Source organism: Pseudidiomarina marina, from assembly GCF_003987045.1.
GTDB classification, from domain to species: domain Bacteria; phylum Pseudomonadota; class Gammaproteobacteria; order Enterobacterales; family Alteromonadaceae; genus Pseudidiomarina; species Pseudidiomarina marina.
Window position 1 is genome coordinate 679,461 of sequence record NZ_PIPZ01000001.1, and the last position, 21,459, is coordinate 700,919.

General features: G+C 47.2%; 21 protein-coding genes. 4 read left to right on the forward strand and 17 right to left on the reverse strand.

Annotated features, from left to right (window positions below; all coding sequences use genetic code 11):
• Positions 1-10 precede the first annotated feature (10 nt).
• The 14 genes from CWI76_RS03220 to rpoE all read right to left on the reverse strand — a co-directional run bounded on the left by CWI76_RS03220 (position 11) and on the right by rpoE (position 14,672).
• A complete protein-coding gene (locus CWI76_RS03220) occupies positions 11-1,648 on the reverse strand; it encodes a CTP synthase (protein WP_126758918.1) in 1,638 nt (545 codons plus the stop codon).
• A gap of 146 nt (positions 1,649-1,794) precedes the next feature.
• Entirely contained in the window at positions 1,795-2,598 is an 804-nt protein-coding gene (mazG, locus tag CWI76_RS03225) for a nucleoside triphosphate pyrophosphohydrolase (protein WP_126758919.1), read from the reverse strand.
• Positions 2,595-4,784, reverse strand: a complete 2,190-nt coding sequence (relA, locus tag CWI76_RS03230; protein WP_126758920.1) for a GTP diphosphokinase — start codon at positions 4,782-4,784, stop codon at positions 2,595-2,597. The genes mazG and relA overlap by 4 nt, the downstream gene beginning before the upstream one ends.
• Positions 4,785-4,788: 4 nt before the next feature.
• Entirely contained in the window at positions 4,789-6,096 is a 1,308-nt protein-coding gene (gene rlmD / locus CWI76_RS03235) for a 23S rRNA (uracil(1939)-C(5))-methyltransferase RlmD (RefSeq protein WP_126758921.1), read from the reverse strand.
• Complete coding sequence (pdxJ, locus tag CWI76_RS03240) at positions 6,080-6,826, reverse strand: pyridoxine 5'-phosphate synthase (protein WP_126759366.1); 747 nt, start codon at positions 6,824-6,826, stop codon at positions 6,080-6,082. The genes rlmD and pdxJ overlap by 17 nt, the downstream gene beginning before the upstream one ends.
• A gap of 14 nt (positions 6,827-6,840) precedes the next feature.
• Positions 6,841-7,542 (reverse strand): DNA repair protein RecO, encoded by a 702-nt coding sequence (gene recO / locus CWI76_RS03245; protein ID WP_126758922.1) that lies wholly within the window; start codon positions 7,540-7,542, stop codon positions 6,841-6,843.
• A gap of 3 nt (positions 7,543-7,545) precedes the next feature.
• Positions 7,546-8,454, reverse strand: a complete 909-nt coding sequence (era, locus tag CWI76_RS03250; protein WP_126758923.1) for a GTPase Era — start codon at positions 8,452-8,454, stop codon at positions 7,546-7,548.
• Positions 8,451-9,146 (reverse strand): ribonuclease III, encoded by a 696-nt coding sequence (gene rnc / locus CWI76_RS03255; protein WP_126758924.1) that lies wholly within the window; start codon positions 9,144-9,146, stop codon positions 8,451-8,453. The genes era and rnc overlap by 4 nt, the downstream gene beginning before the upstream one ends.
• A 3-nt stretch (positions 9,147-9,149) precedes the next feature.
• The gene (gene lepB, locus CWI76_RS03260) at positions 9,150-10,085 is read right to left on the reverse strand and encodes a signal peptidase I (RefSeq protein ID WP_126758925.1); all 936 of its coding nucleotides are present in this window, start codon (positions 10,083-10,085) and stop codon (positions 9,150-9,152) included.
• Positions 10,086-10,120: 35 nt separating this feature from the next.
• Positions 10,121-11,932, reverse strand: coding sequence for a translation elongation factor 4 (gene lepA, locus CWI76_RS03265; protein ID WP_126758926.1), 1,812 nt, complete (start codon positions 11,930-11,932; stop codon positions 10,121-10,123).
• A gap of 92 nt (positions 11,933-12,024) precedes the next feature.
• Entirely contained in the window at positions 12,025-12,459 is a 435-nt protein-coding gene (locus tag CWI76_RS03270) for a SoxR reducing system RseC family protein (RefSeq protein WP_126758927.1), read from the reverse strand.
• Positions 12,456-13,448, reverse strand: coding sequence for a MucB/RseB C-terminal domain-containing protein (locus tag CWI76_RS03275; RefSeq protein ID WP_126758928.1), 993 nt, complete (start codon positions 13,446-13,448; stop codon positions 12,456-12,458). Before CWI76_RS03275 ends, CWI76_RS03270 begins: the two co-directional genes overlap by 4 nt.
• On the reverse strand, positions 13,441-14,073 hold the full coding sequence (locus CWI76_RS03280; protein WP_126758929.1) for a sigma-E factor negative regulatory protein: 633 nt from the start codon (positions 14,071-14,073) through the stop codon (positions 13,441-13,443). The genes CWI76_RS03275 and CWI76_RS03280 overlap by 8 nt, the downstream gene beginning before the upstream one ends.
• Positions 14,074-14,093: 20 nt before the next feature.
• On the reverse strand, positions 14,094-14,672 hold the full coding sequence (gene rpoE / locus CWI76_RS03285) for an RNA polymerase sigma factor RpoE (protein WP_126758930.1): 579 nt from the start codon (positions 14,670-14,672) through the stop codon (positions 14,094-14,096).
• A gap of 173 nt (positions 14,673-14,845) precedes the next feature.
• Between rpoE and nadB the strand changes: the two genes are divergently transcribed.
• Positions 14,846-16,447 (forward strand): L-aspartate oxidase, encoded by a 1,602-nt coding sequence (nadB, locus tag CWI76_RS03290; RefSeq protein ID WP_126758931.1) that lies wholly within the window; start codon positions 14,846-14,848, stop codon positions 16,445-16,447.
• On the opposite strand, the gene CWI76_RS03295 is transcribed toward nadB, so the two are convergent.
• Positions 16,391-16,690: a YgfX family protein gene (locus CWI76_RS03295; RefSeq protein WP_126758932.1), complete on the reverse strand. Its 300-nt coding sequence runs from the start codon at positions 16,688-16,690 to the stop codon at positions 16,391-16,393. The two genes, nadB and CWI76_RS03295, sit on opposite strands and share 57 nt — an antisense overlap.
• Positions 16,691-16,707: 17 nt before the next feature.
• Entirely contained in the window at positions 16,708-16,980 is a 273-nt protein-coding gene (locus CWI76_RS03300) for an FAD assembly factor SdhE (RefSeq protein WP_126758933.1), read from the reverse strand.
• Between the two features lie 108 nt (positions 16,981-17,088).
• Here CWI76_RS03300 and ygfZ point away from each other — a divergent pair, with 108 nt between their 5' ends.
• The 3 genes from ygfZ to CWI76_RS03315 all read left to right on the forward strand — a co-directional run bounded on the left by ygfZ (position 17,089) and on the right by CWI76_RS03315 (position 19,778).
• Complete coding sequence (ygfZ, locus tag CWI76_RS03305; protein ID WP_126758934.1) at positions 17,089-18,033, forward strand: tRNA-modifying protein YgfZ; 945 nt, start codon at positions 17,089-17,091, stop codon at positions 18,031-18,033.
• Positions 18,030-18,518 (forward strand): FKBP-type peptidyl-prolyl cis-trans isomerase, encoded by a 489-nt coding sequence (locus tag CWI76_RS03310; protein WP_126758935.1) that lies wholly within the window; start codon positions 18,030-18,032, stop codon positions 18,516-18,518. Before ygfZ ends, CWI76_RS03310 begins: the two co-directional genes overlap by 4 nt.
• Before the next feature lie 105 nt (positions 18,519-18,623).
• Entirely contained in the window at positions 18,624-19,778 is a 1,155-nt protein-coding gene (locus tag CWI76_RS03315; protein ID WP_126758936.1) for a trans-sulfuration enzyme family protein, read from the forward strand.
• 137 nt (positions 19,779-19,915) lie between these two features.
• On the opposite strand, the gene lysS is transcribed toward CWI76_RS03315, so the two are convergent.
• Positions 19,916-21,424, reverse strand: a complete 1,509-nt coding sequence (gene lysS / locus CWI76_RS03320) for a lysine--tRNA ligase (protein ID WP_126758937.1) — start codon at positions 21,422-21,424, stop codon at positions 19,916-19,918.
• Between the last annotated feature and the right edge of the window lie 35 nt (positions 21,425-21,459).

The window sequence follows — 21,459 nt, forward strand, 5'->3', positions numbered from 1 at the left end:
CACGCGACGCCTAGGCGCGACGCTTTTTCTGATAAATACCTGCGGCTTCAATAAAGCCACGGAACAATGGGTGCCCATCACGCGGTGTTGAGGTGAATTCCGGATGGAACTGCGCTGCAACAAACCATGGATGCTCAGGAATCTCAATAATCTCAACCAATCGATTATCATGCGACCAGCCAGAAATTTTCAAGCCGGCTTGTTCCAATTGTTCAATGTAATGACCATTTACTTCATAGCGGTGACGGTGACGTTCTTTGATCACATCTTTACCATAAAGATCGCGCGCCTTGGTACCCTTCACGAGGTTACATGGCTGGGCACCTAAACGCATCGTGCCTCCCAAATCTGAACTGGAATCGCGTAATTCTTTTTGACCTTTCGCGTCCATCCATTCGGTAATTAGGCCAACCACTGGATGCTCAGCTTTCGCATCAAATTCGGTGCTATTAGCATTTTTAAGGCCCGCAACATTACGCGCATATTCAATCAACGCAATTTGCATACCCAAACAGATACCTAAATACGGAATGCCGTTTTCACGAGCGTACTGAGCCGCCATAATTTTACCGAGAATGCCGCGCTCACCAAAACCACCAGGTACGATAATCGCGTCTACATCAGCAAGTTTTGCCACCCCTTTGGTTTCGACGTCTTGCGCATCAATATATCGAATATTGACGGTTAATCGATTCTTTAAACCTGCATGTGCTAGGGCTTCGTTTACTGACTTATAGGCGTCTGGTAATTCAATGTATTTACCCACAAACCCAATAGTCACTTCACCACTCGGATTAGATTCTTGGTAAAGAACTTGTTCCCACTCCGATAAATCAGCTTCTGGACAATCCATGCGGAAGCGGTGCACGACAATTTCGTCCAACCCTTGCGATTTCAAAATCGCTGGAATTTTATAAATACTGTCGACATCTTTTAAGCCGATAACAGCTTTTTCTTCCACATTGGTAAACAATGCAATTTTCGCGCGCTCGTTTGCCGGCAACGCACGGTCTGAACGACACACCAAAATGTCAGGTTGAATACCAATTGAACGTAATTCTTTCACTGAGTGTTGTGTTGGCTTGGTTTTCACTTCACCAGCCGCACCCAAGAATGGCACCAAGGTTAGATGCATAAACAAGGTACGGTCACGCCCTACTTCAGTGGCTAACTGACGAATAGCTTCAAGGAATGGTTGTGACTCAATGTCACCAACCGTGCCGCCAATTTCGATAATAGCGATATCGTATCCAGCACCACCATCAATAATACGACGCTTAATTTCGTTGGTGATGTGTGGGATAACCTGAATGGTTGCGCCAAGGAATTCACCGCGACGTTCGCGACGAATAATATCTTCGTAGACACGGCCAGCAGTGAAGTTGTTTTTCTTAGTCATGCGCGTGCGAATGAAGCGCTCATAGTGACCAAGATCAAGATCGGTTTCAGCACCATCTTCGGTGACAAATACTTCACCGTGCTGAATTGGGCTCATGGTGCCCGGATCGACGTTAATATAAGGATCGAGTTTTAGAATCGTGACCTTTAGGCCACGAGCTTCAAGAATTGCCGCCAGTGAAGCTGCAGCAATGCCTTTGCCCAGCGAAGATACAACACCGCCGGTGACGAAAATATAATTAGTTGTCATGCGAAACCTAAGTCGTCAGGTTAAAAAGGGATTTGCTTCAAGACGGGAAAACAGTATACCTGAAGCATCGCTTGCCGACAATTTAAAATCGCATCATCGGTAACTTTTGCTTAGCTGTTCCCCTATTTATTAACTCACTTAGCAAATCACCCATCGGTCTTCACTGCTTGCCAATGGCTCTCAAGTTCATCCAAGCTAAGTTCCTCGGGATTCTTATCTAATTCGCGTAAACGTTGCTCGATGGCTTGAAAACGACGTTTGAATTTCAAATTCGTGCGTCGTAGCGCATGCTCCGGGTTAACTTGAGCATGCCGTGCTAAGTTCACTACGGCAAACAAAACATCACCAATTTCCGCTTCAAGCGCCTGTTGATCACGCTCCTCGCGGGCGAGTTCCTCTTCAACTTCGGCTATCTCTTCGTGAATTTTGGCGAGAACAGGTTGTATGTTCGGCCAGTCAAAACCGACATTGGCGGCTCGCTTCTGCAATTTAAGCGCTAGTAAAATACTCGGCAGATTATCTGGAATACCGTTAAAAACACTCTCATGCTGCCCTTTTTTAGCGCGTTCCTCGGTTTTTATCTGCTCCCACTGAGCTTTAATCTCTTCATCAGTTTGGCTGTTACTGTCGCCAAATACATGAGGGTGGCGGCGAATAAGCTTCTCCGCCGTCTGTTGTGCCACCTCATCAAAGGTAAATTGCTGTTGCTCGGCAGTCAGTTGGGTATAAAAAACAACCTGAAACAATAAATCGCCTAACTCATCTTTAATTTCCGCTAAATTGCCCTCGGTAATAGCCGCAGCAACTTCGTATGCTTCTTCGATCGTGTATGGGATTAGCGTCGTCATAGATTGCTTTAAATCCCATGGACAGCCGCCATTAGGATCCCGTAATCGACGCATGACCTCCAGTAGGGCCGCAACCCCCTGAAAGTTTTCTGACTGACTCATTGTGTGACCCTTTCCACGTTGTGTATCCCTTTCAACTGTCCAATTCTATTGAGTAGACGTTGTACATCTTCCGCACCAGCTACAATAATACCAACGGTTACCAGCGCTTGGCGTGTCGCTGTATCCAAGCGTGAATCAAGTTGCGCGACATTGACTTTTTCGTTCGCAAGGACGCTCGTAATATCATGCAACAAGCCTTGACGATCGTCCGCGTCAATGCGGATGTTCACCCGATAGTTGCCGCGTTTCGCTTGGCTCCAACTAACTTCTAATGCACGCTCTGGATGTTGTTCCAATAAATGTTTGAGTTGTTCACAATCCGTTCGATGCACGGAAACACCGCGCCCTTGCGTAACAAATCCTAAAATCGAATCGCCGGGAACCGGTTGGCAGCACTTCGCAAACTGCACCAACAGGTTACCTATTCCTTCAACCGTTACATCACTTTGTTTACCACTGCGAGTTGCTTTTCCCTTACGCGCGGTTAAGCGTTCGATGCGTTCAGCTGCACTGTCGGTTTCGGGGCGCAATTGGTTGACCACTTGTTGCAGCCGTACATCACCAGCGCCAATTGCCGCGAGTAAATCATCTAAATGCACCATATTAAAGCGTTCTAATATGCTTTCCGCTTGCGCCAATGGCACATTATGTTTCGCTAACTCAGCTTCAAGTAACTCTTTGCCTGCTTTGAGGTTTTTATCACGATCAAGCTTTTTAAAATAGGTAACAACTTTGCCGCGTGCTCTCGAGGTTTGTAAATAACCATTCGCAGGGTTTAACCAATCACGGCGTGGTTGAGCATTTTTCTGTGTAAGAATTTCGACTCGCTCGCCATTCTTCAAGTGGTAAGTAAACGGCACAATATGACCATCCACTTTGGCACCAACACAACGGTGCCCCACCTGTGAATGAATGTAATAAGCAAAATCTAACGGCGTCGCACCGGCAGGTAAATCAATGACTTCGCCTTTTGGCGTAAAAACATAGACACGGTCTTCAAATACTTGCGAACGTATTTCATCGACAAGGCCTTCATGACCAGCCATATCATCATGCCAGGCAAGCAATTTACGTAACCAGGCTATCTTTTCTTCGAAGCCTGAACCTTTACCCGCAGCACCGCCCTCTTTGTACATCCAATGTGCGGCAACACCAAGTTCGGCGTCGTCGTGCATCGCCTGCGTGCGTATCTGAATTTCAACATGTTTATCTTGAGGACCCAATACCACCGTATGAATCGACTGATAACCATTGGCTTTGGGGGTGGCGATGTAATCATCAAACTCCGAAGCAATATGACGCCATAAACTGTGCACAACGCCAAGCGCTGCATAACAGTCTTTCAGCGAGTCGGTGATAATACGTACCGCGCGAATATCGTATAACTGGTCAAAGCTAAGATGCTTTTTCTGCATCTTGCGCCAAATTGAGTAGATGTGTTTTGGCCGGCCATAAACCGTTGCCTGCACCCCTTCGTCATCTAGCGCTTGTTGTAATGTTTGCAGAAAGTCATTGATATAAATCTCACGGTCAATACGCCGTTCATGTAGTTGAGCTGCAATGGCTTTATAAGTGGATGGATGTAAATAGCGAAATGCGAGATCTTCAAGTTCCCATTTGAGCTGACCAATACCAAGACGATTGGCTAACGGCGCATAAATTTCGTTGCACTCCTTGGCGGCAAGGACACGCGTTTCTTCGTCGAGCGTTTTAACTTCACGTAAAAAACAGATACGTTCAGCTAGCTTGATTAATACCGCCCGAACGTCGGTAACCATCGCCAGTAGCATGCGCCGCACATTGTCTATTTGTACAAGACTGGGTTTACCGTGTTGAAAGTGTTGCAGCGCACTGATGGTCTGCATTTGTTGCACTGCTTCAAGTAATACTGGAAGGCTTTTGCCACCCCACGCTAAAGCTTGTTCTAAATCAATGAGTTGGGATTCAAAGGCTGGACTATAAAGCGCTGCAATGAGTGATTCTTGATCAAGGTTGAGACCAATTAAAATCTCAACCATCTCTTCGCCTTTCACCAGAAGCTGTGGCTGCTTCGAGCTTTCACAAATGTGTTTTAGGCGCTCAGCATGTTCACGTAGCTGTGCACAGCGTTCGTCCGAATCTAATTCTGCTAGCCAATCGCCATGCTGATGCGGCTTATCAACATGCGTACTACGCACCCAAACCACCGTGTTACTCCCGTTCGAATAATGTGATGACCTCAATGTGATGGGTCTGCGGAAACATGTCAACCACTTGCGCTTGTTTTAAGGTATAACCATTATCTTTCAGTACCTTTGCATCGCGAGCAAGGGTATCGGGCGCACAGGAAACATAGACAATTTTCTGCGGTTGTCGTGTAGCCACTTCTTTAATAGCCTGCGGAGCTCCAGCGCGGGCAGGATCTAACAACACTTTCGTGAATTGCTCTTGGCTCCAGGCTTGGCGCGACCACGGTTGTTCAAGATCGGTGCAAAATGCCGCAATACTTAATTGAGCATTGTGAGCATTGGCTTTAAGTTGCTCAACCATCGACGCAACGCCTTCAATCGCCGTAACTTGCGCTCCAGCTAACGCCATCGGTAAACTGAAATTACCACTGCCAGCATACAGCTCTAGAATTTTATCGTTTGGCTGAATATCAAGCCAAGTTAATGCTTGTTCAACCATTTTTTCACTAAGCTGCCGATGCGCTTGCATGAAATTCGTAGGTGAACAGTTAATACTCGCGCCCACCGTGCGATAGCTCAATGGATTTGATGCGGTTAACGGTGCTAGCTGTTGTTCTGTGTCGCACCATACAGCTACTTCGTAGTGCGCTGCAAACTGCTGGAGTTGCTTCTGATCGCTCTCGTTTGGCCATTCTCGGAGTCGCAACAACACCACGACCTGATGTTCAAATTCAATCAATTCAACATGACCTAGCTGTTTGACTAACTCAAGTTGAGGGAGCAGAAGTTGTAACGGGGGAATGAGCCTATTTAGGTTCTCAGCTAACACCACGCAAGCATCAATCACGGTTATTCGTTTGCTCTTCGGCGCTCTAAATCCCATCTTGAATTGCTGGCGTTTGGCGTCATAGTGCACCGCCAACCGTGCTCGTCGACGATAATGCCAATCGTCGCCAGCCAAAGGTTCGAGCCATTGCTGCGCTTCAACTTGGCCAAATTTCGCGAGTATTTCTGCCACCACCTGCTGCTTATGCTCACGCTGCGCAGATAACGCTAGGTGTTGCAAATCGCAGCCCCCGCATTGCTCATAAAAAGCACAAAGCGGCGTCACGCGCTGCTTGCTCGTCGTTTGAACTCGCTCTAGCTGCGCATCATGTTTGCCTTGAACGGTAATGGTTACTCGCTCAGTTGGTAATGCCCCAGGCACGAACCGCACACCGGTAGCGGTACGAATAATACCTCGACCTTGGTGATCCAAACCAACAACCTGCTGTTCGGTTAATCGCTGTGGTTTTGTGGCTCGCGATTGCGGCTTATAAAACTGAGCCATGTAACCGCGCCTGTTGCATAATCGCTTTCATATCGCGTACTGCTTGTTCAAGCCCAACTAACACCGCTCGAGCAATAATTGCATGGCCAATATTCAGCTCAACCAACTGTGGAATTGCCGCAATCGGCGCCGTGTTGTGATAATGCAAACCATGTCCAGCATTCACTTGTAATCCCGCCGCCTGCGCATATTCTGCAGCATCTCGTAACTGTGCGAGTGCCTGCAACTGTGCTTTCTCAGTAGTCTGCTCAGCGTAATGGCCGGTGTGTAACTCAATAATCGGAGCGCCTGTAGCAACGGCCGCATCAATTTGACGTTTATCCGCATCAATAAATAAGCTGGTCGCAATTCCATGCTCGGCAAGTTGCGCTACCGCCTTGGTGATCTTAGCTTGCTGGCCGGCAACATCGAGACCACCTTCAGTGGTTAATTCTTCGCGCTTTTCTGGCACTAAACAACAAAAAGTCGGCTTGGTACGACAGGCAATCGCTAACATTTCGTCAGTAACTGCCATCTCGAGGTTCATACGGGTCTGCAAAGTTTTTGCGAGAATCTCAACATCGCGATCGTTAATATGACGGCGATCTTCGCGTAAATGCACGGTAATACCATCCGCACCGGCCTGCTCAGCAATGGCCGCAGCCGTTACCGGATCGGGATAGCTAACACCACGAGCATTACGAACAGTGGCGACATGGTCAATGTTGACACCTAAGTAAATCGGCGCAATTCCAACGGTTGAATTCATGACAAATCCTTAAATTGAACAAAGAGTTGGCGACTACGCAGCGGTTGGTTTCCTAAATAAGGTTGTAATGCCACTCGCATCAGTCGTTTAAATAAGTTTAGCAGGCGCTGATCGGTAACTTCAAAATCACCGAGTCGCAGAATATCGGCACCACTCAACACAATGATATCGACCTGATTGCTGGCATGAGTCAGGGAAAATCCAGCTTCAGGTATAAATTGATACGTCTGAGTTTCGATTATAGGTTGTTCGTGGGTGTCCATGTGCCAATCAAAGCCATGGCCTAAATGACAGAGTAATTGCCATTCAAAGCGTCGTAATATTGGCTCCACATGACTCACTTGGGTGAGCAACTCCAAGGTATCTTGATAATCTTGAAACAGGCCATCAACCACGTGGTATGGCGTAGTCAGGCGTTGCACCAGTTCATTGACATAGAAGCCACTATAGAGTGACGTTCCTTTCAAATTCAGGCTGGTATCCAGCGCTTCTGCGGCAACCAAAGTTTGTAATTCATGTCGGCCGCGCGTACTAATCTGCAATGGCGTAAAAGGCTGCAAGATACTGCGCCAAGCACTTTTCGGTCGTTTCGCACCCTTTGCAATGGCACGAAAACGACCGTGCTCAGCAGAGAACAATTCAACCAGTAAACTGCTGTCTTGATAGGGCCAGCGATGCAATACAAACGCCGGTTCCACCGCTTAATCCTCGCCGTAACCTAAGCTACGTAAAGCACGCTCATCATCAGCCCAGCCGGATTTCACTTTCACCCACAACTGTAGGTGAACTTTACCGCCAACCAAAGGCTCAATATCTCGACGTGCCTCAGTACCGATGGTTTTTAATTTACTACCGCCGGCACCAATCACCATGCGTTTTTGGCCGTCACGTTCAACGAGTATTAATGCATGGATATGCGTCGTGCCTGATGGCGCTGTTTTGAATTGTTCAATTTCAACGGTCGTGCTGTATGGCAATTCATCTCCGGTAAAGCGCATGAGCTTCTCGCGAATAATTTCTGCCACCATAAAGCGTAGCGAGCGATCTGTCACATAGTCCTCAGGAAAGTGATGAACGCCCGGACGTGCATAGTTGTGCACGATTTGTCGCAAGGCTTCCACTTGCGCGCCGGTTGCCGCTGATAACGGGATGATTTCAGCGAACTGATGCTTTTCGGCAAGCTGCTGTAAATACGGTAGCAACTCCGTTTTATCTTTAAACAGGTCAATTTTATTAATGACCAAAATAACTGGGCGCTCTGATTTTTTCAGCTTATTGAGAACCATTTCATCGTCGCTGGCCCACTTGCCCGCTTCAACCACAAATAACACCACTTCGACACCACTCAATGAGCTTGATGCTGCGCGATTCATTAACCGATTAATCGCACGTTTTTCGTCTTGGTGAAGACCCGGTGTGTCCACATAAACAATTTGGCGCTCGCCTTCGGTTTCGATCCCCAAAATGCGGTGCCGTGTCGTTTGTGGTTTGCTTGAGGTAATACTAATTTTTTGCCCGAGAATACGATTAAGTAGCGTTGATTTCCCAACATTCGGACGCCCGACAATGGCGACAAACGCTGATTCTGAACTATGTTGCGGTTCCGTCATGAATTATCCTGCTGAATAAGTTGTTCAAGCGCTTCGGTTGCGGCTTGTTGTTCGGCTTTACGGCGACTCGTTCCTGTTCCTAGAATCGGCTCTTTTAACCCATCAACTTGACAACTTACGGTAAATTGTTGGTTATGTGCTTGCCCCTGTGTCGCGACAACTTCATAAACAGGAAGCGCGCACTGGCGCCCCTGCAAATACTCTTGCAATCGCGTTTTCGGGTCTTTATGACTTACACCTGGTTTGATTGCCGCTAATTGTTTCGCATACCAGTTTAGTACAACCTCGCGGCAAGTGTTCAAATTGCTTTCTAAATACATGGCACCTAGTAAAGCCTCAACCGCATCAGCGAGTATTGATTCGCGACGATGCCCACCGCTCTTCATTTCACCTGGGCCAAGCACCAAAAACTTCCCTAAATCGAAACGTTGCGCTAATTTCGCAAGACTACGCCCGCACACTAACGTTGCACGCATGCGGCTTAAATCGCCTTCATCAATATCAGGGAATTGTTCAAATAACGCTTCACTAATGATAATGCCTAACACTGAATCGCCGAGAAACTCGAGACGTTCATTGTGTTTAGCCGCAGCACTACGGTGCGTCAGCGCCTGCGTCAGCGCATCACGATTTTTAAAGGTATAACCAAAAGATTTTTCAAGTTGTTTCAGTGGTGGTTTCGGTAAACTCACGCCCTACTCCACATTGCCAAGACGATGCCAGCGAACCCCCGAGGGAACCCAATCTGGGAGCCACTCTGGCACCCAAGAATCAGGGCCGCGGTCAAACTCTAAACTCATCCAAATAAATGTCGCTTTGCCGACTAAATTCTCATACGGAACAAAGCCCCAATAACGACTATCTTCAGAGTTATCACGATTATCACCCATCGCAAAATAATGCCCTTCTGGCACTATCCATTCGTCAGCCGCTGTGCCTGCTTGTTGAAAATAGTAAGCGGTGCGAGGCGCTACGGTCGGATCGATGAGAATTTCATGTTTCACTTCACCAAGTTGCTCCGAAAAACGTTGCAATGGTGTAGTACGACTGAAATAAACTTCATCTTGCTGTTGTACGTTGCGTTCAATTACCTGCAACTGTGGGCATTCAGCCGAGTTATCAACGCAAGCAGGCTCTAAATACAATGTTTTATTACGATAGATGATTCGATCACCTGGCGTTGCCACAATACGTTTGATGAAATCAACCTGTGGGTTGACTGGAAATTTGAACACCGCAATATCGCCACGGTTTGGTTTTCCAGTTTCCAGCAATTCAGTGCGAAATAGCGGATCACGCACACCATAGCTAAACTTTTGTACCAACACAAAATCGCCAGCCAGCATAGTTGGCATCATCGATGCTGATGGAATTCGAAATGGCTCATAGAAAAAAGAACGAACAATTAAAATGATAAACAAAATTGGGAAAACACTTTGTGCAAATTCCGCCACTCGACCTTGCGGCGCAACCCGTTCACGTTCTTCATCATCCAAAGTTTTGTTCGTCTGCTCTTCTAATTTAGCGATAGTCGCCAAGCGCGCAGGTTTTTTCATTTTAGCATCATAAAGCCAAATCAAACCTGCAACGATAGTTACTAGCGTCAGCACAATCGAATAAAAGTTAGCCATTTAATTTTGATTCCTAGCGCACTAAGCAAATTGCATTACTTGCCAACTTTCAGCACAGCAAGAAATGCTTCTTGCGGTACTTCGACGTTACCAAGCTGCTTCATTCGCTTTTTACCTTCTTTTTGTTTTTGTAACAGTTTCTTCTTACGACTTACGTCACCACCATAACACTTCGCAGTAACGTTTTTACGCAATTGCTTCACCGTAGAGCGAGCGATAACGTGTGTGCCGATTGTCGCCTGAATTGCGATATCGAACATTTGTCTTGGAATTAACTCACGCATTTTATCGACCAATTCACGACCACGGCCCTGAGAATTATCGCGGTGTGTAATCATCGCCAAGGCATCCACCTTGTCGCCGTTAATTAACACATCAACTCGCACCATGTCCGCTTCTTGGAAGCGTTTAAAGTTATAATCAAGCGACGCATAACCGCGACTCGTTGATTTTAAACGGTCAAAGAAATCCATGACCACTTCAGCCATTGGCAATTCGTACGTTACTGCGACTTGATTGCCATGATAAGCCATTTTCGTTTGTACACCGCGCTTATCAATACACAGTGTAATCACGTTCCCCAGATATTCTTGTGGAACGAGAATATTCGCTTCGACAATAGGCTCGTAAATGGTTTCAATATCATTTACGGCCGGCAAGTTGGCAGGATTATCCACCTTGTGTTCTTTACCATCTTTGGTGATAACCTTATATACCACCGTCGGTGCAGTAGTAATCAAATCGATATCATATTCACGTTCTAGGCGCTCTTGAATAATCTCCATATGCAGCATACCGAGAAAACCCACGCGGAAACCAAAACCAAGCGCTGCGGAGTTCTCTGGTTCATAGAACAGTGATGCATCGTTCAAAGAAAGTTTCGCCAACGCATCACGGAAGTTTTCATAATCGTCCGACGAAATTGGGAACATTCCCGCGTAAACCTGCGGCTTTACTTTTTTAAAGCCCGGTAATGGTTGCGGAGCCGGTTGTTTCGCCAAAGTCAGGGTATCCCCTACTGGCGCACCGTGAATTTCTTTAATACCAGCAATAACAAACCCTACTTCACCACAGCGTAAAATACCGGTCTCTGTTGCTTTGGGTGAGAAAAATCCAACTTTATCAATCTGGTGCGTCTGCCCAGTCGACATGACTTTCATTTTATCGCCAGCACGTAACACGCCATTTTTAACGCGCACCAAACTCACCACACCTTGGTAATTGTCAAACCAAGAATCGATGATTAACGCTTGTAACGGATCGTCAGGATCACCTTGTGGAGGCGGTATTTGCTTAACAATGCGTTCTAAAACTTCATCAATGCCGATACCGGTTTTGGCAGAACACTGCACCGCGTCAATCGCCTGAATGCCGACAATATCTTCAATCTCTTCAGCAACACGCATTGGATCGGCCTGCGGTAAATCGATTTTGTTCAATACCGGAACTACTTCAAGGTCCATTTCAATTGCGGTATAGCAGTTGGCCAAGGTTTGTGCCTCAACGCCTTGTGCTGCATCAACCACCAACAAGGCGCCTTCACAACCAGCCAAACTACGTGATACTTCGTATGAAAAATCAACGTGCCCCGGTGTATCAATAAAGTTTAGCTGATAAGTCTCGCCGTCGAGTGCGGTGTAGTGCAGGGTTACGCTCTGCGCTTTAATGGTAATACCACGCTCGCGTTCAAGATCCATTGAATCAAGTACTTGTTCAGCCATTTCACGGTCAGTTAAACCGCCACAGTGCTGAATAAGACGATCAGAAAGAGTCGACTTACCATGGTCGATGTGCGCAATAATTGAAAAATTGCGAATATTTGCTTGCTTAAACGCCTTCTCTGGCATTAATGCCCCCGCAACAACAAAAAATAAGGAATAAATACTAACCGCTGATCATACTGATTTATGCGGTTCGGGACAAAGAATTTCGGGTAAATTTAATCGATTTGTTGCACGCTCAACAGTTGCGCAACCTGAATGTCACGTTGCTGTAACCAACGCCGCAATAGATAAAAGCTGAATGCAAAACCACTAAAAGCGCTAAGAATCACCCATCCCTCTGGCCACGACAATAGTTGCCGCGTTGCAATTGCGATGAGTAATAAGGCTAGAATTGGAAGTAAATATACCATCAGGGAGTAACGTGTAAGTGCTTGTTCAGGAAGTAATAACTCGACTTGCTGACCGGGAGTAAACTGCCCTTTTGGCCGATGAATGCGAAATTCAGCACGGCGATCAGAGAACGCCTTTGAAATAATCCCCGCACCGCAAGTATTCTGCTGTGCACAGCCGTTACAGCCGGTTTTTAATTCGGTAGACACTAATAAAGAATCGCTTTCTACAGCGATCACTTCGGCAAGCTCTCGAATCACTGTTGCGATTCCTGAGTTGATATCGCCATATTCTCGGCTATCCGACGTAGCGTATCAGCCGGCAATTTGCCAACGACGGTCACGGCATGCCCATCGACAAAGGTATTAACAAGCGATTCAGGACCTTGATATGCCAAACTCGGTAGTTTTTGAGCGCGTTGGTCAGACACATAGATCGATAATTCCGTCAGTCCATCGCTAAACAAAAAATAATCAGTTGGTAACTGGGTATCATACAGCTGACGATGGTGTGAACGACGCAAATCAAAACCAGCAGGTAACCAACTCGGGCGCAATGGGAAACGAAGCTCAGCGAGTTGCTGGGTATCATATAACTTAGGCGGCCGCTGAATTGCGCTCACTTCGGTGAGTTGCTCAGGTATTTGATCAGAAAAACTAATCGATGTTAATTGTAATTGTTCGAGTACTTCACCTTGTGGGGTCATCATTTGTAGTTTTAAGAGCATCCCTGAATCACGATCAACCCATAGGTCATAGTGATAACGGTTGTCATCACGGCTGATTAATCGTAGGTACTGAGCAGGACGCCCTGTCACGCGCATTCCACCACTGGCAATAACCTGATAATGCTGATTGATATTCGCAAATGGTTCATAGAACGCAGGTGGTATCAGGCCAATCGTAACATCCGATTGCAGCGTATATGAGCCACCTGCTTGCGAGTAGTAATAGGTTTGATCACCAACACGTAGCGCACGAGTATCGGCGCCGTTCAGATAAATTAATAATTCGAGGTCGGTCTTGTGATCGTAGTTTCCATGAAACCACAGAAGCGGTTGTATTCTCTGACCTTGGCTTTGGACTAGGGTCGCTTCAAAATTAAGGTCACGCAACGAACGAGCCATGCGGTCAAACCAAATCTGGCCCATATTGGCGGCGCGTTCTGCATTAACTTCTTGCTGAGCACTCGCGCCGATAGGAGCGATTGCCACAAACCAAAGTGCAATCGCGACGACGTATTTAGTCATTCTGTTCGTTTAACTTCTCAACGGTTGATGATTCTTGTTGCTGCTGTTCTTTATCAGCTTGCAATGATAGTTGCAATTGACGCTGATGATCTAACATATACGACTGTAACAACTGGCGCTGTTGAGCAATCTCTGCCTCTGACGGCGCTTGTGTCTCAACCATCGTATTGTAACTTACCGGGTTACGCCCACCAAACGGATTCGTGATTAGCGCTGGCGAGGTAACACTTGGTGTTGCCTGCTCAGTTTCTACAACCGGTTGCTGTACCGAAAGCACGGCCACCACAGCAACGCTCGCTGCAATAGCAATACTACCAGCAGGTTTAAGCCAACGACTGGCCGCACGCGCCATTGCACCGCCTTGTTGTACAGACGGTTTTACGATCACTGATTCTTGCGAAATTTGCGCGGCAACACGAGCGCTTATATCAAGCTGTTGATTGGTTTGCGCATCACCCCGCATCACGTGCCCTACCAACGCGTAGCGCTGCCATGTAGCACGTGCCTGTTCATCGTCCAGCAATGCTGAAAGTTCAGCATTAAATGGACGTTCAGCATCAGCACCTGAATCACCGAAGTGATTATCAAGTAATGCTGAGGCATTTTGTTTGCGACGATCAGACATAAAGCTTCCTCAAATTCAGTTTAGCGCTCTAATAACGGCCGTAATTGTTGATCTATAGCTTCACGCGCTCGGAAAATTCGTGAACGCACCGTGCCAATAGGACAATCCATTTCAATGGCTATTTCTTCATAACCTAAACCTTCAATTTCACGCAGTGTTATAGCACGACGTAAATCTTCAGGTAAATCCTCGATGGTTCGCATTACGACGTCACGAATCTCATCCGTTAACAACATACTTTCTGGAGAAGCGCTATCTTTTAGAGCACCGCTTCCTTCGTAGTATTCTGCTTCATCTGCGTCAACATCGTTGGCTGGTGGTTTTCGCCCTTGTGCCACTAAATAGTTTTTCGCAGTGTTCACCGCTATGCGGTACAACCAAGTATAAAACGCGCTATCGCCACGAAAGTTCGCTAATGCACGATAGGCTTTCACAAATGTTTCTTGAGCTACGTCTGGCACATCAGCCTGTTGTTTGACGTAGCGTGATATCAGACTCATCACTTTGTGCTGATATTTTTTTACCAACAAATCAAAGGCTCTTTGGTCGCCCTGTTGCACTCGTTCTACCAGGGCTTTATCTGTTTCTTGTTCGCTCATCCGAGCCCGCTCTCCTCAACCCCTAGCTACGTCAGATATTAGGCCCGTTGCGTACTTGCAAAGTATGACCCAAGTGTTCGTAAAAAGTTCGCAAAAAAAATTCAAAAGAGTAAAATCGCTTCTATTCCTTTGGCAGATCAGCGTGTTGTCACGCAAATTATCCCACATACTTTATGGAACAAATGTCACATTATCAATGCGATGTACTCATTATTGGTAGCGGCGCAGCTGGTTTAACCCTAGCTTTACAACTCGCTGACCATGCCCAGGTTACCGTGCTATCTAAAGGACCGTTAACCGAAGGCTCAACCTACTACGCACAAGGCGGTATCGCTGCTGTATTCGATGAGAATGATAGCATTGAAAGCCACGTTGAAGACACTTTAGTTGCCGGTGCCGGATTATGTGACATTGAAGCGGTTAAGTTTACCACAAGTCACGCTAAAGAAAGCTTGCAATGGCTAATTGATATCGGCGTTGGTTTTGATCGCGTCGATGATGGTCAATTTCACCTAAATCAAGAAGGTGGCCATAGCCATCGCCGCATTTTGCACGCTGCCGATGCGACGGGTCGTGCCGTGCAAACGACCTTGGTCGAGCAAACGAAACGACATCCGAATATTACGATACTAGAACGCGTGAATGCGGTTGATTTGATCACGCATAAGCACGTAGGCGGCGCACAGCGATGCTACGGTGCGTACATACTGAATCGCGTAAATCAACGTGTTGAAACCATAGCTGCTCGATTTGTGGCTTTGTGCACTGGTGGTGCTAGCAAAGTTTATCAGTATACGAGCAACCCCGATGTTGCGAGTGGCGATGGCATTGCCATGGCGTGGCGAGCTGGCTGCCAAGTCGCTAACATGGAATTTAATCAGTTTCATCCAACCTGCTTGTTTCATCCGAATGCGCAGTCTTTCTTGCTAACCGAAGCATTACGCGGCGAAGGCGCTGTATTACGACGCCCTGATGGCAGTCGCTTTATGCCAGAGTTTCACCCGGCAGCAGAGCTAGCACCACGTGATGTGGTTGCCAGAGCGATTGATTATGAAATGAAGCGTCTTGGCGCGGATTGTATGTATTTGGATATTTCGCATAAGCCGAAAGCGTTCATCCAAGAGCACTTTCCGAATATTTATGACAAGTGTTTAAGTTTAGGGATAGATATCAGTCAAGAGCCGATGCCAGTTGTTCCAGCAGCCCATTACACTTGTGGCGGTGTGAAAACCGATTTGCACGCACGAACCGCACTCAATAGCCTATATGCCATCGGCGAAGTTGCCTACACCGGCTTGCACGGAGCTAACCGTATGGCGAGCAACTCGTTGCTAGAATGCTTAGTGTTCGCACGGGCTGCGGCGATCGATATCATCGAGCAACTACAGCAGGTCCAGTTGCGTATCGATCTTCCCGCATGGGACGAGAGCCAAGTAAACGATTCCGATGAAGAAGTCATCATTCAACATAACTGGCACGAATTACGTTTATTTATGTGGGACTACGTTGGTATCGTCAGAACCAACAAACGGCTACAGCGCGCTTTGCGCCGTATCGAACTGCTGCAACAAGAAATCCATGAATATTACAGTCACTTCAAAGTAAGTAATAATTTGTTGGAGCTACGTAATTTGGTGCAAGTGGCTGAATTAATCGTGCGTAGTGCCATGGCACGACATGAGAGTCGCGGGCTGCATTACAACCTCGACTACCCTGATTTACTCGCTGAGGCAAAGCCGACCGTATTGACGCCAGCGCAACAAAAATCGAGCTAATCGTCGATATTGCGCATCGCCAAGCCAACTGCGCGGTAGCCATAACCAGCGCCGCGCAGTATTCGGATGGTGCAGAATCAGCAAAGCGCCCCATGGAGTAACCCACGATAACGGCTGCAAGTGCCAGCAGGTTTGATCTAAATCGTCGAGTTTTACCCAAACACCAGTTTCGTTATTCACACCCCATACATACGCTGGCGACCGCAGCCATACCCATGGCCGAACCGTCAATTGCCAAAGCATGACAAATGCACCTGGCGTTAAACTTTAACGCGGCCAAGAATATACGCTACCATAGCTGCTAATTCGTCATCTTCGCATTTTTGATGGCCCATAAACCACGCAAATAAATCTGGATCATCGCACGTTAACAAGCGTCGAAAAGCATCTTGCTGTTGTGCATTGAGATCATCGTAAGCTTCTTCAACGAATGGCATAAATAAAACATCGAGTTCTAACATACCGCGGCGGCACGCCCAACGAAGACGATTTTTATCTTTCAATGTGTCGGCATTTTGTTGCAACTTTTCCATGCGAATCCTTCTTTTACGACAAAAATAATGCGTCGCGAAATAAAACGGCTTGTATAATGAAAAAACATCCCCATCTATTCGTTTATCGATGAGAAAGTGAGGTTTCGTGTGTTAGATACAGAGTTTACCAAAGCTCAGCCTGAATACGTAACGGTTTCATTAACAGATTACGGCATTATTCGTCTGACCGGTCCGCAAACAGATGAGTTTTTACAGGGGCAATTAACCTGTGACATGAAGCAACTCAGTGACCATGGCTGGTTATATGCCGCACACTGCGACAATAAAGGTAAAGCGATGAGTACGCTATTCGTCACTCGCTTTGCTGATAGTGTGTTATTGCTTAGCCATAAAGACGCGATTGCCGCCAGTTTGGCCCAGTTACAAAAATTTGGTGTATTTAGTAAAACGGATATCGTCGATGCGTCTGAGCAATTATCACTGTTTGGCGTATTCGGTACAGCGGCGCCAGCTCGTTTAGCCGAGTGGCTTGAACAACCGCTAAACGTTACCGATAAACAAGCGGTTACTGGGTTTTCAGATGGTGTGGCATTAACTTTGGGTAGCCAGCCAGATCAGTACCTTTTGGTAACCGAACGTGATAACTTCCCTACGAATTCTTCAATGGATGCTTGGAATGCACTTGAAATTGAACGTGGTCGACCGACCCTAGTTTCAGGTACACTATTAGAGTATGTACCCCAAATGCTGAACGTACAGGCGTTGCATGGTATTAGTTTTACCAAGGGGTGTTATATCGGCCAAGAGACCATCGCTCGGATGAAATATCTGGGCAAGCAGAAGCGAGCACTGTTTCGTTTAGTTGGCCAAGGGCAATCGGTTTCAGCCGGTGCCACGCTGGAACAGCAACTTGGTGACAATTGGCGACGTGCCGGTACGGTAATTAATGCAGTGAGCCGTGCTGACAATCAACTTGATCTATTAGCAGTATTGCCAAGCGATATTGAGGCAGATACTAAGCTAAGAGTAAAAGATGATGACGCGAGTCTTTTGGAAATTTACCCACTGCCTTATAACTTGGATGAATCATGAGTCAAACTATTAGCCAGGACAAAGTTGTTGGAATTCACTACACCGTGAAAACCGCCGAAGGCCAAGTTCTGGATCAATCAAAAGAAGGTCAACCGCTACAATTTATCTTTGGGCGCGGTATGTTGATTAAAGGTCTTGAGAACGCGCTTGACGGTAAAGCAACTGGCGACAAATTTGAAGCTGAAATTCAACCAGCTGATGCCTACGGCGAGCGTCACGACGGTCTTATTCAAACCGTTCCACGCAGCTTATTTGGTGACAACGAAGTGGCTGTTGGCATGCAGTTCCGCGCTAGCACTGATGCTGGTGAGCAGTCTGTGATGATTGTTGACGTGAGCGATGACGAAGTAACGGTCGACGGCAACCATCCGTTAGCTGGTACAACGTTAAACTTTGACGTTGAAGTAGTTGAAGTGCGTGATGCGGATCCAAGCGAATTGGACCACGGCCACGTGCATGCTGATGGTAACCATAACCACGGCTAATTCGCAGAAAATTGCGACAAAAACGCACCTTCGGGTGCGTTTTTTTATGCGTAATACAGCGTATACTGATCGCCACATTTGCAATTTTTACAAGTGACTTTATTCATGACTAACAGCAAAGCTTATCCATTTAGTGCTGCCACAGCACTTGCTCAGGCGCTCGGTAAAATCGACCAAGAAAGTCAAGGTGTCGTGCTCCCTATCCACGTAGCCACCACCTACATTCGCGGTGCGGATAATACCTACCCAACTGGCAACGTCTATTCGCGTGCAGACAATCCAACGTATAAGCCTGTTGAGCAGTTGTTATGTCAACTTGAAGGCGGCGAGCAAGCATTATTATTTGGCTCGGGTATGGCGGCCGCTACAGCCGTATTTTTAGGTTTAAAGCCCGGTGATCATGTGGTTGCACCAACGGTCATGTATTGGGCACTGCGCAATTGGCTGCTAAACTTCGCCACCGATTGGGGTTTACGTATCGATTTTGTCGACATGACTGATCTTGAAACGGTGGCTGCAGCAATCAAGCCGCAACAAACCAAGTTGGTTTGGCTAGAAACCCCTGGTAATCCAATGTGGACCATTAGTGATATCGCCGCCATCAGTGAATTAGCAAAGTCAGCCGGTGCTGCGGTTGCTGTCGATTCCACTTGTGCGACACCATTGCTGACGCAACCTCTCGCGCTAGGCGCAGATATTGTCATGCACAGCGCGACGAAGTATCTAAACGGCCACTCAGATGTGATTGCTGGTGCGCTAATTACCAAACAAGACTCGCCTTATTGGCAGCGTATTCGCGCGGTGCGCGCACAAGGTGGCGCCGTTCCTAGCCCGCATGACGCAGCGCAATTGCTCCGCGGCATGCGGACCATGCACTTACGGGTAAGAGAGAGCTGCAGCAATGCCATGTTCTTGGCTGAGCAACTCGAACAGCATCCACAAATTCTTGAAGTGTTGTATCCTGGATTACCAAGTTTTGCGGGGCATGCGGTCGCCTGTAAGCAAATGCATGGCGGTTTCGGTGGGATGTTATCCATTCGCGTTAAAGGTGGTGAGAGCGCAGCAGTGCATCTTGCGGCGAACACCAAACTATGGAAACGCGCCACGTCACTCGGCGGCGTCGAAAGTTTGATTGAACATCGCGCCAGCGTTGAAGGTGCAGGCACCCCCTGCCCACCTGATTTACTGCGCTTATCGGCTGGAATTGAAGATAAGAACGAGCTCTTAAACGACTTGTTACAAGCGCTACCTAAAGCCTAACTGGTTACTGGTTACTGGTTACTGGTTACTCGTTATTCGTTGTTCGTTACTGGTTATTCGTAAAACGAAAAAGCCCGGCGTAAAACGCCGGGCCACCTCTAATATCTAATATCTAACAGCTAATATCGCTTTTGCCGTTATTTACGTGGGCGCATGTGCGGGAACAACAACACATCACGAATTGACGGCGAATCAGTTAACAACATCACCAACCGATCAATCCCGATACCCTCACCCGCTGTTGGCGGTAAGCCGTGCTCCAGAGCGGTCACGTAATCTTCATCATAGAACATCGCTTCATCGTCACCCGCTTCTTTTTGCTGAACTTGTTCACGGAAGCGCTCTGCCTGATCTTCAGCGTCGTTAAGCTCCGAGAAGCCATTCGCCAGCTCACGTCCACCCACGAAGAACTCAAAGCGGTCGGTAATAAATGGGTCGTTATCGTTACGACGAGCCAATGGCGAAACCTCAGCTGGGTAAGCGGTAATAAAGGTTGGTTGCATTAGCTTGTGTTCCGCAACCTCTTCAAAAATCTCGATTTGGATTTTACCCAAGCCCCAATTTGGCTTCACTTTAATGCCTAAAGATTCAGCCAATGCCGTTGCTTGCTCAATACTATTAAGCTGTGCATCGGTTGCTGCTGGCAGGTGCGCCAAAATCGCTTCTTTAACCGTCATTCGCGCAAACGGCTTACTGAAATCGTACTGAACCCCTTCACTTTCAAATTGCGCTGACCCTAGAATTTCGGTGGTCATGCCACGTAGCATATCTTCCGTTAAATCCATTAAGTCTTGGTAGTCTGCATAGGCCCAGTAGAACTCAAGCATCGTGAACTCTGGGTTGTGACGGGTGGATAGACCTTCGTTACGGAAGTTACGGTTAATTTCAAATACTTTTTCGAAACCGCCCACAACCAAGCGCTTCAGATAAAGCTCAGGCGCAATACGCAGATATAACTGCATATCTAAGGCATTATGATGCGTGACAAACGGACGCGCAGCAGCGCCGCCTGGAATGGTTTGCATCATCGGCGTTTCGACTTCCAAGAACTGCTTTTCAGCTAAGTAACGGCGAATGTAATCGACCACTTTTGAACGCACAATAAAGGTATTGCGAGACTCTTGATTAGTAATCAAATCCAAGTAGCGCTGACGATAGCGCATCTCTTGGTCCGATAAACCATGGAACTTATCAGGTAACGGACGCAACGCCTTAGTCAATAGACGAACGTCATCAACTTGTACGCTCAACTCACCAGTTCCGGTGATAAACAGCGTTCCCGAGGCACCAACGATGTCACCGAGATCCCACTTTTTGAATTCTTCGTTATAAAAGCCTTCCGGCAGATTGTCGCGCGCCACATACAGTTGAATTTGGCCCGACATATCTTGAATGGTTGCAAAACTAGCCTTGCCCATAATACGACGCGTCATCATACGACCAGCAACACTGACGCGAATGCCTTTCGCCGCGAGTTCTTCTTTCTCAGAACCATCAAACTGTTCATGCAATTCAGCAGCTAAACTGTCGCGACGGAAATCATTCGGGAATGCTACGCCTCGCTCGCGCAACGCAGCAAGCTTAGCCTTGCGCTGGGCGATTTGTTCATTGACGTCCAACTCAGGGGCTTGCGTTTTATCGTTCATGGGTAAGTTTCCTCTTTTCGCAAGGCTTCAGGCCT